Below are 15,116 nucleotides of genomic sequence, written 5' to 3'. Positions count from 1 at the left end.
TCTGTTTTAATGTATAGGGTTATTTTTCCATAAAAAGGGTATTATAGTGTTAATATCTTATGTAAAGAGGAGGGGCTTATGATTAATCTGTTTAATAGAATGGACAAGGTGGAGTTTCTAAGGAAAAGCAATGAAGCGAGTGACTATATAGAAAAATTGAAACTATTAGAAAACAAAGCTTCTGGAGATATAAAATCCAAAATTGAAAAAGAAATAAAAATTTGCACATGGGGAATGCTCGGAGAAAAAAATATAGCATTTGAATTAAGAAATAGTGGGATACCGATGTATGTGCTTCATGATGTAAATATTGAAATTGAAGATTTGACTGCACAAATAGATTATATAGTTGTAACAAGAAAGCTTAATTTTATTATTGAGTGCAAAAACTTAATTGGGGATATAGAAATAGACAATAATGGTAATTTTCTTAGAAAATATACCTTCAAAGGGAAACAAATTAAAGAAGGTATTTATTCTCCTATAACTCAAAATCAAAGACATTTAGAAGTACTAAAGAAAGTAAAAAAAAGCTCTAATAATTCTAATATAATATCTAGAATGGCTATTGATAAGTTTTTTGATCAGTATCATAAGTCAATCGTGGTTTTATCAAATCCAAAAACTATATTAAATGCTAAATATGCTAAAAAGGATGTCAAAGACAAAGTAATAAGAGCTGACCAGCTAAATGCTTATATTAAGAACAAAATGAGTGAATCTAAAGAGGCTTCTTCTAATGACAAAGAACTTTTAGAAAGAGCAGAACGTTTTTTAAAACTTCATAATCAGAGTAAATCTTCTTTTGAAAAGCGCTATCAGGAATTTGCTAGTGCAGTTGGAGTGGATTATGCACAAAATTTTGGGATTGATAACATAACTAAAGATACTAGTATTAATAAATCAGCAAATTCAGCCTACCTTAGTAACAGTGGATATAATAACTTTTTTGATAATGCTGTTGAAGAAAATTTAAATGATATAGAGCCAAAACAAGAATTAGAAAATAAAACTATAGATATCGATAAATTACGGGCGGAACTTAAAGAGATGAGATTAAAAACTAGCAGAAAAGAAAATATAAAACCCTATTTTATTTTTAATGATAAACAAATGGATGACTTAATTGATAAATATCCTAAAAGCAAAGAGGCTTTGGTAAAAGTTTCTGGATTTGGAGAGAAAAAAGCTGAAAAATATGGAGAAGAGATTTTGAGTATCTTAGCTAAATTTGATTGTAATTAAAAATAATCTTACATATGAGGAGGACTAATTAATGAATGAGCAAAATGATAAAAATGAAATTTCATCACAAAGAAAAGGACTTTATTATACTGGATTAGTGCTTGTGGTGATAGGGATAATGATGTTTATGTCTACCTTTGTGCTATCTATGATGAATCCTTTCGGTGGAAATCCGTTTATGAATGCAGTTATAGGGATGATTATGATAATGATAGGAAATATGCTTATGGCTGTGGGAAGAAGAGGATTAGCAGGGAGTGGTATAATTCTTGACCCAAATCAAGCTAGAGAAGATTTAAAACCTTATTCTAAACAAGCTGGTGGAATGATAAATGATGCATTAGAAGAAGTGGATGTGATTCAAAATACAAGAGATGATTCGCAGGCTATAAAAATAAGATGTAGGAATTGCAAAGGGCTAAATGATGAAAATGCTAGATATTGTAATCACTGCGGCAAAGAACTATAAGATAGAGAACTCAAAAAAATAGAACCTATGTTTAAGGTTCTATTTTTTGAGATAATTTTTAATTAGATAGTTTTTATATTAATGAAATTGTTGATAAATTTTATAAACCAGTGCAGCTGTTTCTGCGCGAGTTATATTTGATTTTGGATTTATATATCCGTTATCACCAGTAACAAGACCATTATTAACCAAACAAGCAATGCTATCAATTGCGTATGGAGAAATTTCATTGCAATCATAAAAAGAAGAAAGTGATGATGTATTTATATCAGAGTCTAGTCTATTTAGCTTTTGCAGACAGTTTGCAGTCAATACCATCATGTCTTGGCGAGTGATTAGCTTATCTGGGGCAAAATAATTATCACCGATACCTGTTGTTAGACCAAGAGCTCTAGCAACATTAATTTCATTTCTGTACTTACAAGATATTTCGATATCATCAAATTGTTCTCCTTCTTTTGCATGAAGATCCATTGCTTTTACTAAGGCTGATAAATATTCGGCTCTTGTTATTGGAGAAGAAGGTTCAAAATTGTTTTCATTTCTTCCATCTAGAATACCTTTGCTTGCTAATATTTCTATAGGTTTTTGAGCCCAAAACCCTGATGCTACATCTTGAAAATGTCTATGATGTAAACTTGCTCCAAATTGACTTAGGTGTGTAGTTGTAAAGCTTATGGTGTCAGCTTCTAGATTGTATTTTGTACTAGAAATAGGTGTAGCTTTATTTTCGTCATCAATATACCAAGCTACAATTTTTTCGGGATTTTCTAGCTCCTCTTTTGTGGCTTGAAAGCTTGATACAATTTTGATTGGAGCAGATGGATTTCTCCATGAAAATTCTTTGCCATCTAATTTAATTCCAATATCTAAAATAGGTCTTTCTCCAAAAATTGATTTTAATTCTTTGGATAGCTCTATATTCGTAATAGGTCGTGCATAGAAGGTTGCTATTTTTGCATTGCCTACCATTTCTGGTGTGAACATGTTGGCAGGAAGTAAAAATTTTGCCATTCTAGTTTCAAGGGTGATAATTTCGTTACTTGATTTTGTTAGTGAAGCCACATCTATTGAGACCTCTAAAGGTTTCTCTAAAACTATATCAGGCTTCTCTTTTTTATCCCGAGTATAAGGTATTGGAGTATCAGGAATAATAGGGATATCAGGGATAACTGCAAGTGGAGTATAAGTAGTTTTATTATTTGCATTATCCTTTACGATAACATTAAAATAGCAAGGCTTTGCATTTGAAATTCTTGGAATATCAAATGAAGTTTGGTCTTTGGTATAATCCATCATTACAACTCCATTTACTTCAGCTTCATCTAAAGTTGTAATATTGTTTTCTAAAGAGTAATAAAGAATATATTCTAATTGACTAGCAGGAGTAAGAGAATCCTCTGCCTTACTCCACTCTATACGCTCCTTATCGCTACCAGAAACTACGCTTCTTTTTAAAATGCTATCTAAAACTAAAGGTCCTTGATTGTCACACAAAAAGAGCTTTCCAGTAGTTGAGGATGCATCCATAGGAGTGCCTTTGTCATCAAATAAGGAGTTACCATCTAAAGGTATAATTTCAATGGACTCTAATCCATCGCTTACACCATCTACATTTATAAATACTCTAATAGCATTTCCCCCTCCAGTCAAATCTGTTTCATTTAGATTTGTTATAGAGATGATTTCAGCATTTGATGCTATACCTTGGTTTCGATTAAACAATAGAGTAAGCATTTCTTTTGATATAGGAGTATTTTGGCTAGAGTCTCCGTATAATCCATCACTAAAGAAAATATCTATATAGCTATCATCTGTAGCTTTTTCAACTCGGATTATACCAGGAGTAGTTAATTCTGGACTCACTAAATTAACAGCGTCATAGCAAGCCTTATTTCCGGCTTCATCTTTTACAATAACAGTAAAGTAATATTCAGTTAATGATAGTAATCCAGATAAAGTCTCTTGATTGATATTTTTTCTATATCCAAATCTAGAATGACCATTTTGCTCAGCAGACTCTACAGAGCCTATGTTATCTGATATAGATTGATATACATTGTACTCTAGATTATCTGCAGTAGTACCTAAATCTGTAGCTTGCTCCCAAGTTATTGATAGACTGCTAGATGTTGTAACGTTGAGAATAGCATTATTAATACTAGGAGCTTTTTTGTCTGGGAGAGTAACGGTTTCTGATTCTTGACTTTGTGCCATTGGATCTCCATTTTGGTCAAATATTACATTATCTCCACTTGGGCGTATTTTTATAGTCTCTACACCTTCAGGCATACTACTTAAGTCAAGAGATATGCGAATAATATTTTCGCCTCCAACTAATGGAGTATTATTTGTAGTAGTTAATTCTTCTACCCCTATGCTCGTTAAGGTACTTCCATTACTATCAAAGTCTAAGTCTAAATCGTTTTTAGATAGGAGAGCCCTTGCAGCCCCATTTGAGTAAACTCCCTTGTTAAAAGTTAAGTCTATATATGATGCATCTTCAGAAATGTTTATTGATTCAATAGTTGTAGCTGTATTTGAATCTAGATTTAAATTTATTAGTGGATGTATTTTTTCTGTAGGAGTTATTGTTCCAGTAGAAGCTAAAAACATAGATTTCCTAGCATTATAAGTTAAAGCTTCATTTAACTTTACAAAAAGAGTGCATATGCCTTGGGAATCAGTTTTATAGGTTCCTTCACCACAGACATCACTTTGAGAATTGATACTTATATCAACATCTTCTAGAGGACCTTCACTTCCTACAGTTTTTATCTCTAGTAAAGATATATCAGTAATATTGCTAAGAGAGTCTTTGTATTTAAAGCTACCTTGGTCTGCTACTGGTTGGTCACCATGAGCACCTATTAAAGGGGAATTTGTAGGAACACCTTCTTTAGAAAGTAATAGTGAAGGCTTGCCTTGAATAATTATATTTGCTCCAGCTCCATTATGACCACCACCAAGGGGAACGGCACTTATAGCTTGACCGTTATAATTAATTCCTTCTGCAATAGCTCTAATAGTTCCTCCACTAAGAGTAATATCTCCACCACTCGCTCTATTCCCGCCGCCTATTGCTGCACCAAAGCCAATTCCTCTAGCTGTTATATCTCCACCGCTAATATGTATCTTACCTCCACTAGAACCAGTACTACCACCTATACCGGCGCCCCAACCATTACCTATGGAAATGATGCTACCGCCACTAATTTCTATATCAGAAGTCTCGTTTTTAGGGTTAGCAAAATTGTCAGTACCAGTTCCAATACCAGAACCATGTATTCCGCCAGTAGCTAGAATTTCTCCACCACTAATTCTAATTTTTCCACCAGAAGAGTTATATCCACCACCAATTCCTGCGGAAAAATACCCGCCTTGAGCAGTGATTTTGAGAATATCAGCAACTTTAGAAATATTAATTTCATCTACTGAACTTAGAGAATCTCCATTTCCACTACCTATCCCAGCAGCTCCAACACCACCAGTAGCTTCAATTTCTCCACCGGTAATATTGATTGTGCATCTGTTACCACCTTCTCCGCAACCGATTCCAGCTCCGCCATGAGGGTTATGTTCATCACCATAATACCCACCATAAGCAGTTACATTACCACCGCTTATATTGATTGTCCCGCCTGGAGAGCCTTGTGCTCCACCGATACCCGCATTACCATTATATGTACCACTGTTTATAACTCCTCCTGAAACTATGTTTCCGCCACTAATATTAATCGTACTACCAGGCTTGTTAATATCGTTTAATGCTCCGCCGCCGCCAATTCCCGGGCCGTAGCCTCCGCCCTCTGCTGATATTTGACCACCACTTATATTAATAGTGCATGCATCACCGCGATAACCACTTCCGATACCTGCGCCACCAAAGGAACCATTCCACGCATGACCAGTAACAGTTCCGCCAGTGATATTGATTTCACAAGGTCCTCCATGTGTAGAACCGCCAATTCCAGCACTAAAGGAATCATTATGTGCGTGTGCGAGCACCGAGCCACCGTTAATATAGATTTTACCTCCTTTTTTTGATTCATGGGCAGCTCCTATGCCAGCACCACCATGAGAGGAACTGTATCCTTCTACGATTCCACCGTTAATTATTATATCGCCAAAACCCGTTACTGAGGTTGCGCCAATCCCAGCTCCGTTTCCTTGGCCAGTTGCAATTATTGTTCCTCCTTGAATAGTTATCTTACCACTTCCATAGTAGAAATTTCCTGGCAAAAGAGGAGACCCACCAATCCCTGCGGCTCCAGTGTAAAAATTGCCAGGAACAGTTTTTTCTGTTGCTCTAGGACCTGCTTGAGCAATCAATTTAGCTGTATTATCATTTTCACCTACCGCTTTATCGATGATAAGATGGCAATTATAATCTACACCGATTCCTGAACTAAGATATCCGCCAGTAAGTTTGTTTTGCCCTTTAATATAAAGGTTAACTGTAAATGAAGTTGAACCATTGCCAATCAACATAAGTGGAGCATATTGAACATTATCTTTTAAGCTACCATTAAAATTCACATTTTCTAAAGTCAAATTAAGATTAGTTGTTGTTTTAACTAATATGACAACTTTTTGTTGTCTATCTGGATTAAGAGGGTCATAGTTTCCTCTTATTGTTACATTTTGAGCACCATCTGAAATAGTTATTGCATAAATATCTGTTTCTCCTGCTGGGAGTTGAAATACTTGGTCAGTATTGATAGTAATCTCATTTTCAGCAGCATATACCGGAATTGGTGGTATAGTAACCCAAATCAGCAATATTGATAAGATTATTATTTTTAGATTTTTAAATTTTTCCCAATTCATAAATTTCCTCCTTCTTTAGATAAAAACTTTAAGACACTAAAGACAAATGACTAAACTATGAGTAACTATGATTTTAAACACTCATACAATTATTATATTTTATTTCAAAGATTCACGCCCCACCCGAAAAGATAGAACTATCTATTAAATAAATTACTGAATTTTCAAGAGTTACTAAATATATCAAGCTAGTTAAAAACGGTTTCTGTACGTCTATACGAATAATTTTATTTTGATAAGAGTTTAATATGAGCTCCACAAAGTTTCGAAATAAAAGATTATACTAAATCTTGGAACTTGTTATTATTCACAAAAAAACACTCTACAACTTGGTAAAGTGATTTTTAGTAAGGTCTAGAAGTGTTTTGTGTTAATAAATATAGTTTTTAGCCACTAAAGTACGGTCTATAATACATTTAATTTTTCGGCTAGTTTGTTTCTTCTATCAACATCAAGTTTCTGAAATATGCTTCTAAGATGATATTTTACTGTATTTTCGCTTATCATAAGCTTTTCTGAGATTTCTGTGTTACGTAATCCTTTGCTTGCAAGAATTGCTACTTCTTTTTCTCGAGCTGTTAAATCTGAAGGGAATGTTTCTCCATATTCTTGACGCAATGAGTTATAACCTTCCAAAAATTGATTTTTAATTTCTAAGTATTTAGCTAGATGGATAGGGTAGCGGTCACGGATGAGTCTTTCAGGAATATTATTTAACCCCCAACTATATACAGAAAGAAGAAATAAAAAGTCATCTTGAATTATGAGCTGGGATGTTTCTACAAGTAGTTCTTCTGATTTTTCTATATTACCTATTCCTAGATGACCTATAGCACATAGCAATGTAAATAGAGTGCGGATATAGAAATCAGTAGGAGATAAAAGCTCTAAGAAAGCTTTTGTACATCCAACCAATTTAGCATATTCTTGTTTGTGCATTAAGTAGTTAGCATGAATAAAACAAAATCCTTGATAAAGATGAGATGGCAGTTTCTTTGATAGAGTTCCAGTTTTTATCCAGTCAGGAAGCCTATCTGGAAGATTGAGTTCATTTAAAAGACATGAACGTAAAAGCTCAACCTCGATATGTAAAAAATTATTCTTTGGGTGATTGATTATTGCTTGCTCCATAAAGTTTATAGCTTGCTCCCAAGTCGAGGGATTAGATTTAAAAATGGATATTTCTGCAAGTAGAAATGCAGAGCCTAATTGAATTATTGTTTGATTTTTACTTTGTGCTAGAAAGCTTGCTTGATAAGATAGCATTTCTGAAGCTTGAAAATTTCCTTGCATATGAGCTATTTCAGCTTGCATTAAAACATCTGCTCCAGTACCATGACCTTGAGTTAATGGTGTATAGAGTTTTAGAAAATAAGAGAGATTTTCAAGTTCTTCGCTTAGATTGCCAGGGATATAATGAAAAAGCGATAATTGAGTATGTACACCGAACCCCCAAGGAAATTCAGGAGTAATTAATCTTGAATGAGAGCTGCCTAGCAAGGAGGTAGCTATTTTTACATGTTCAATCATTTTTGGAAGATAAGGAAGTTCTCTCCACGCTAATAGCAGATGCAAATCGGCTTTTAAATAGTCAATATCTTTAGTTTTTTCTTGGATATTTAGTTTATGGCTAATTTCATTAATAAGGTCATCAAACTCTTTGTAATTTTTACCTGTAAGAAGAGCTAATGCCAGTCTTAAAGCAGAAATGGGTTTAATATTATCAAGGTTATATTTGATTTCCTTATATATGTCAAGAGCTATTTCTAAAAATGAAACAGAATCAATTTCTTCAAAAATCCAAGGGGTAAAATCTAAAGAAAGTATTTCGGTATATTTCTTTGACTGGATATATTGTATAAGCTTATCTCTTGGAATAACTTGGTGCTCTGATATATTTGACAACGAGTTATTTATTTTTGATGTAGTTTTTTTTCTAGGATCAGTAGGCTGAGTGGCACTTTCAGGAATCAGCCATGAATTTCCTAATCTATATGCTCCAGAAATTCTTCCTTCGCTACAGAGCTTTTGTATGCGTCTTGGTGAAATGTTCCATTTACTCGATACTTCTCTAACTGACATATATCCTTTAGTAATTAGATTAAGATTCATGCTATTTGGTCCTTTCAAAACTATTATATATAAATTATATAGTTAAACAATAATGCTTTCAATTATTCTCGATAACTAAGAAAATAAAACTAAAAATCAATAAGACTATTTTACCATAATATCTATTATTAATAGTCCTAATATGATAGAATTATAATCAAAGATAAAAAAATTTTACTTATTTTATTGAAACGAATTCCGTGTTTAATAATATCCAAATATTTCTGGAGGTTAGTTATGATAGATTTATTTAGTTTTCTTATAGGAGGATTTGTAGTAGGAATATTTTTAACTTTTATTCTAAACTATTTCATAAATAAATTTAAAAAAGAAAAGTTAAAATTTATGACTATAATAGAAACTAGTCCAGATTCTGTTGTTGTTACTAATCTAAGTGACGGGAAAATTGTTATAGCGAATAATAATTTTATGCAAAAAATGCAGTATTCTATGGAAGAGCTTTTAGATGAGACTACTGTATCTATAAAAATATGGAAAGACCAATGTTCAAGAGAAAATTTTCTAAATGCCATAAAAAATAGTGAAAACATAGAAAAATATGAAGACTATTTATATGCTAAGGATGGTAGTAAATTTCTTGGATGTATTTCAGCCAACAAAATGAGTATTGATGGAGAGGAATATATAATCTCTATTATTAGAGATGTCACAAAGGTAAGAGAAACAGAGAAAAAGCTTTTGGAAAGCGAAAGAAAATATAAAGAATTAGCAGAACAGTTGAAGCTTGAAAAAGAAATAGCGGAGAAGAATTCTTTGACGGATGGACTTACAGGACTAGCCAATAGAAGGTATTTAGAGGATAGGATTTTCTATGAATTTGCAAGGATGAAAAGAACTTGGATGGAGCTATCCATCATAATGATAGATGTAGATTACTTTAAACTATATAACGATACCTATGGTCATATGCAGGGTGATGAATGCTTAAAAATTGTTGCGAATGAACTTAATAACAGTGTTAAAAGAGCTACGGATTTGGTTGCTAGATATGGAGGAGAGGAATTTGTAGTGTTGCTTCCAAACACAGGCAAAGAAGAGGCTCATATGATGGCAACTAGCATGAAGAAAAATATTGAGAATCTAAAAATAATACATGAGCTTTCGGATGTTTCTAGCTATGTAACTGTAAGCGTAGGGGTAGCAACGTTTAATAGAGATACAAAGTTGCCATGCAATATGCTAATACAGCAGGCTGACGAAGCTTTATATCTTGCAAAGGATTATGGAAGAAACCAGGTTGTTGCAGCAAATTTGTAAAGAGGTAATATTACACCTCTTTATTTTTTTATAAAAGATGTTATAGAGTAAATTAAGAATTTTAATTTTGAAATAGAGCATATGATTTGTGATTTATAAACATATATTAAAGTCAGTTTTATTCCGATAAATTATGGTAGAATGAATTATAAAGTTAATTAATTGAGTATTAAAGATGGTTAAAAACTATTTTAAATTATAAATAGAGGAAGAATAAGTTTAAGGGGGTAGAATATTGAATTTTGATGTATACAGTGCAACAATAGGGATAACTATTGCTATAGTATTTCAATTTATAGCACTTATTTTTCATGTTAAAATGCATAAAAAAGAGCAGTTTATAATGTGGTGGGTTCTAGGGATGGGACTTAGAGTTGTAGGTTTGTTGACTATATATTTAAGGACGTTTCCTTCTTTAAATAGAGGAGCTCTTATAGTATCAAATGCACTTACGATTTTTGGTCAAGGAGCTTTTTTTATAGCAATTGAATCGTATTTAAATAAAAATATAAAAGTAAATAAATTAAAAACAATTCTAGCCACAGGAATTATAGTATTGATATACTTTTCTGTATTCTCAGAGATTACAGTATTGCGCATGTTAACCACATCTATAGTGTTGTTAGTTTTCTCTGTTTTAATAGTCAGAAGACTTTATTTATCCAAGTCGGATGACAACAAAGATAATATGAATTTTATGATAGCAACTTTTTCACTTAATGCTATTTACTGGATTACTAGAGCTGCGATTGTGATTTTTATTTTACCAACTCATCCCGAAATCTACGACATAATATTGATATTTAGCTATATTATGGTGCTTTTAGTTTGCACTTTAGGAACTTTGGGCCTAATACTTCTTATTAATAAAAATCTTGTAGAGAGAGAAGAAAAAGAGCGTTTGAAGGCAGAAAAAGAAAGACTTAAGTTTTTAACTATAATTGAAACAAGTCCTGATTTAATATTAGTATCAAAACTGTCTGACGGAGAGATAATACTTGCAAATAAAGTTTTTCTAGATACTTTAGGATACGAGACTGATGAAGTAGTTGGTAAAACTACTCTGGAACTAAATATATGGGAAAATAGTGAGACGAGAGCAAAATTTGCAAATGATTTAAAAATAAATAAAAAATTAAGTCATTATGAAAACAGATTTGTAAGAAAAAATAAAACTAAATTTATAGGAAGCATGTCTGTTTCTACTATTACTATAGAGGATGAAGTTTTTATTATCAGTATTGCAAGAGATGTGACAGAGCTTAAGGAAATAGAGGAAATACTTCAAGAAAGTAAAAATAAGTTTGAAACTATTGCCATGAGCTCCGCTTCTTGGGAAGCTTGGTTTGATGAAAAAGGAGTACTAGTTTGGACCAATGATTTGGTAGAAGAAATTACAGGATTTACTTTAGAAGAGAGTTTTGAAAAGGATGATTTAATCAGGAATCTATTAATTTCAGATGATAGCCAGGAGATTTTAGACCAGAAATTTAAAACTACTCTTGAGATGCAAAAAAACGGGACATCTGAAGCTAGAATAAAAAGTAAGGATGGAAGCTGCAAGTGGATATTGATAAATTGGAGACATGTAATTAGTGATAAAAAAGAGTTTAAGGGATTCAGAACGAGTATAGTTGATATAACAGAAAAGAAAAAAGCTGAATTTGCAGCTACAGAGTTAGCCCAGCAACTTAAAAAAGAAAAGGAAGTAGCTGAAAGAAACTCACTTACAGATGGTATGACAGGACTAGCAAATAGAAGATATCTAGATGAACAGATTATGCTTGAATATTTTAGAATGAAGCGTACTGGTGAGAAATTATCGATTATTATGCTTGATGTAGATTTTTTCAAGCTATACAACGACGCCTATGGACACCTGCAAGGCGATGAGTGTTTAAAAACAGTAGCGAAAGTTCTAAAGACAACTATAAAAAGAGCCACAGATATAGCTGCAAGATATGGAGGAGAGGAGTTTGTAGTTCTGCTTCCCGATACCGATGAGATAGGAGCTATAAAGGTGGCTGAAACTTTAAGAGCAAATGTTGAGGCTATGAAGATGGAGCACAAGGATTCGAAAATTTCTGATGTAGTTACAGTTAGTATAGGCGTGGCTACTTTTGATAAGCATAGCCTTGTTGCACCTGAAAATTTAGTTCAAAAAGCAGATGAAGCTCTTTATGAAGCAAAAAATTCAGGAAGAAATAAGGTGATGCCGCGTGCTGAGGAATTAAAAGTACTAGATTCATCAGATTTTTTAAAGGTGGTATGGTCATCGAAGTTTGAATCAGGACATGAAGGAATAGATGCTCAGCATAAGGAGTTGTTTGATGACTCTAATGAAATATTTGAAACGATACTTTCTATCAAAACTAAAGAAGAGCAACTTGAATCTCTTATGAAGATTATAGATGATTTGAAGGAGCATTTTGATTATGAGGAAGAAGTTTTAAGAGAAATAGGTTATCCTGAAGTGAATTATCACGCAGTATCTCATATGAATTTAATGAACAATGCTAAGCTTTTTATTGATAAGTTTCAAAAAGATGAAGTTGAAATTATAGAGGTGCTTAACTTTATTATATTTGAAGTAATAGCAGATCATCTTTATAGACAAGATAGACTGTATTTTCCATATCTAGAAAAAGTATAACCCTAAAAATATTTTGCCCTTTCTGGCTCGAGTTGGTCAGTTAGGGTTCTTTTTTTGAAAAAAAGGTGTATTATAGAAATAAAATATGTATTGGAGGGGATGTAATGAAAAGCAAGAAAAAATTAATTTCAATTGTAGCCTCATTATTTTTAGTAGTTTCTTTAGCTGGATGCAGTCAAAGCCAGCCAGTACCTGAGGCTACACCGGAGCCAGAGCCTGAGCAAGTCGAGGTTCAAAAAGAAACTATGAAAATAGCAGCTCTAAAAGGACCTACTGGTATGGGAATGGTACAGCTGATGGAAAATGATGAGCTAGGAGAATCTGCGATTGATTACGATATCAGTTTACTAGAAAGCCCTGATGATATAGTGGGAAAAGTTATAAGCAAAGAAATAGATATTGCAGCTGTTCCTACGAATTTAGCGCTTACTTTATATAATAAAACTCAAAGAGAAGTACAGCTTCTTGCAGTAAACACTCTTGGTGTTGTATATGTACTTGAAAATGGACAAGAAGTAAATTCTATAGCTGACCTTAAAGGAAAGACTATGGCGGCAAGTGGAAAGGGAGCTACTCCTGATTTCGTAATGCAGTACATATTAAAACAAAATGCTATGGAGCAAGATAAAGATGTGATGGTAGATTTTACACTTCAGCATGCTGATTTAGCTGCGGCAATGGCATCTGGAGATGTGAAGCTAGGTATGCTTCCTCAGCCTCATGTTACTACGGCTATGATGAAAAATCCTGATTTGAGAATAGCCCTTGATATTACTGCTGAATATAAAGCAGCATCAGGAACAGACTCGGATCTTCCTATGGGTTGCATTATAGTTCAAAAAGGATTTGCAAATGAGCATAAAGAGTTAGTTCAACAGTTTATGGATGAATACAAAGCTTCTGTAGATTTTGTAAATAACGAGTCAGAAAAAGCAGCAACCTTGATGGAAAAGCATAAAATCCTGCCAAATGCAGCAGTTGCTCTAAAAGCTATTCCTTATTCTAATATAGTATATATTGAAGGAATGGATGCAAAGGATTCTCTTACTTCTTACTACCAGATACTGTTCGATTTTGAACCTAAGTCCATTGGGGGAAAATTAGCTGATGATGGATTCTACTATCAAAACTAAAAGCTATATAAAAACTATATTAATTATAGGATTTTGGATAATGGTGTGGCAGATAGGCTATATCATAGTGGGTAGGGATTTATATCTCCCTGCCCCTTTTCAAGTGTTTTCAAGATTAACGGAGCTTGGAGCTGAAAAGGCATTTTGGATGTCCATAATGTATTCAGTGTATAGAGTAGGTCTAGGAGTTATCTTGTCGATAATCTTAGGGATAGCTGTTGGAATAATCTCTGGAATGAATGATTTGGTCTATGAAATATTGAATCCAGCTATGGTTGCTATTAAATCTACGCCTGTTATGTCTTTTATAATACTTGCATTGATTTGGTTTTCATCTACAAACTCACCTATATTCATTTGTTTTCTGATGTGTTTTCCTCTAGTGTGGACAAATACTGTTGCAGGGATAAGGAATGTAGATAAAAAACTGCTTGAAATGGCACATATATATGATGTAAGCAAAAAACAAATCATAAAGAAAATATATCTTCTTTCATTAAAACCTTATTTTGTATCTAGCTCCGTGCAGGCTCTCGGTCTAGGGTGGAAGGTGACTGTTGCGGCAGAAGTGCTAAGCAATCCGAGACATTCCATAGGAGGGAATCTATATGCAGCAAAGGCATACCTTGATATACCAGGGTTATTTGCTTGGACTATCACTGTGATAGGTCTTAGCTATGTCTTTGAGGTTTTCTTTGTAAGCCTTATGAAGAAAAAAATGGGAAGTGAAAGATTATGATAGCTCTTAATAACATCAATATAAGCTACGGGAATCTAAAAGTACTAGAGAATTTTTCTATCTCTCTTGAAAAAGGTAAAGTTCACTGCATATTTGGAGCTTCAGGCTGTGGAAAAACAACTCTTTTAAATGCTCTTACTGGTATAAATAAGATTGAGTTAGGCGAGAAACTCAACCTTGATAATAAAAAATTCTCATATGTGTTTCAAGAAGACAGGCTACTTCCTTGGGCTACAGCTTTAGAAAATGTATTGTTTGTGCTAAGGGACAGGTACTGCGATGAAGAAGCAAAACAAATTGCAGAAAAATATCTAAATATAGTTGGCTTAGGGAAATTTATTAATGCTTATCCAAGTGAGCTATCTGGAGGAATGCAAAGAAGAGTGAGCTTTGCAAGAGCGCTTTCTTATAGGGGAGAGGTATTTATTTTAGATGAGCCATTTAAAGGGTTAGATTTTAAATTGAAAACTGAGCTTATAAATTACTTGCTAGAATCGGATATAAAAGAAAACTCATATATAGTCTTTGTTACTCACGATATGCAAGAAGCTCTTAGTTTTTCTGATTACATCTATATTGTGGATGGACCACCTCTTAAAATAATCGAAAAAATTGAAATCCATAAGAACAAATAGAAAATAATAAGAAAAATAATTA

The 15,116-nt window shown here is 33.2% G+C and carries 9 protein-coding genes; 7 read left to right on the top strand and 2 right to left on the bottom strand.

The features are described 5' to 3' along the window. Positions 1-78: 78 nt before the first annotated feature. Positions 79-1,245, top strand: a complete 1,167-nt coding sequence (locus CLOST_RS11490; protein ID WP_013362495.1) for an HRDC domain-containing protein — start codon at positions 79-81, stop codon at positions 1,243-1,245. A 31-nt stretch (positions 1,246-1,276) separates the two neighbouring features. Then, a complete protein-coding gene (locus CLOST_RS11485) occupies positions 1,277-1,714 on the top strand; it encodes a zinc ribbon domain-containing protein (protein ID WP_013362494.1) in 438 nt (145 codons plus the stop codon). Positions 1,715-1,792: 78 nt separating this feature from the next. Here the strand turns inward: CLOST_RS11485 and CLOST_RS13660 are convergent, their stop codons facing one another. Then, the gene (locus CLOST_RS13660; RefSeq protein WP_013362493.1) at positions 1,793-6,544 is read right to left on the bottom strand and encodes an S-layer homology domain-containing protein; all 4,752 of its coding nucleotides are present in this window, start codon (positions 6,542-6,544) and stop codon (positions 1,793-1,795) included. Between the two features lie 405 nt (positions 6,545-6,949). Next, positions 6,950-8,656 (bottom strand): LuxR C-terminal-related transcriptional regulator, encoded by a 1,707-nt coding sequence (locus tag CLOST_RS11475; protein ID WP_013362491.1) that lies wholly within the window; start codon positions 8,654-8,656, stop codon positions 6,950-6,952. 237 nt (positions 8,657-8,893) lie between these two features. Between CLOST_RS11475 and CLOST_RS13655 the strand changes: the two genes are divergently transcribed. The 5 genes from CLOST_RS13655 to CLOST_RS11450 all read left to right on the top strand — a co-directional run bounded on the left by CLOST_RS13655 (position 8,894) and on the right by CLOST_RS11450 (position 15,094). Next, positions 8,894-9,934: a sensor domain-containing diguanylate cyclase gene (locus tag CLOST_RS13655; RefSeq protein WP_013362490.1), complete on the top strand. Its 1,041-nt coding sequence runs from the start codon at positions 8,894-8,896 to the stop codon at positions 9,932-9,934. A 235-nt stretch (positions 9,935-10,169) separates the two neighbouring features. Continuing rightward, positions 10,170-12,587, top strand: a complete 2,418-nt coding sequence (locus tag CLOST_RS13650) for a diguanylate cyclase (RefSeq protein WP_013362489.1) — start codon at positions 10,170-10,172, stop codon at positions 12,585-12,587. A gap of 104 nt (positions 12,588-12,691) precedes the next feature. Then, complete coding sequence (locus CLOST_RS11460; protein ID WP_013362488.1) at positions 12,692-13,720, top strand: ABC transporter substrate-binding protein; 1,029 nt, start codon at positions 12,692-12,694, stop codon at positions 13,718-13,720. Beyond that, complete coding sequence (locus tag CLOST_RS11455; RefSeq protein WP_013362487.1) at positions 13,695-14,459, top strand: ABC transporter permease; 765 nt, start codon at positions 13,695-13,697, stop codon at positions 14,457-14,459. The genes CLOST_RS11460 and CLOST_RS11455 overlap by 26 nt, the downstream gene beginning before the upstream one ends. Then, the gene (locus CLOST_RS11450; RefSeq protein ID WP_013362486.1) at positions 14,456-15,094 is read left to right on the top strand and encodes an ABC transporter ATP-binding protein; all 639 of its coding nucleotides are present in this window, start codon (positions 14,456-14,458) and stop codon (positions 15,092-15,094) included. The genes CLOST_RS11455 and CLOST_RS11450 overlap by 4 nt, the downstream gene beginning before the upstream one ends. Positions 15,095-15,116 lie beyond the last annotated feature (22 nt).

Origin of the sequence: Acetoanaerobium sticklandii (assembly GCF_000196455.1) — a bacterium.
Classification (GTDB): Bacteria; Bacillota; Clostridia; order Peptostreptococcales; family Filifactoraceae; genus Acetoanaerobium; species Acetoanaerobium sticklandii.
Note: the sequence above shows the minus strand (reverse complement) of the source record. Positions and strands in the feature narration are given on the sequence as shown.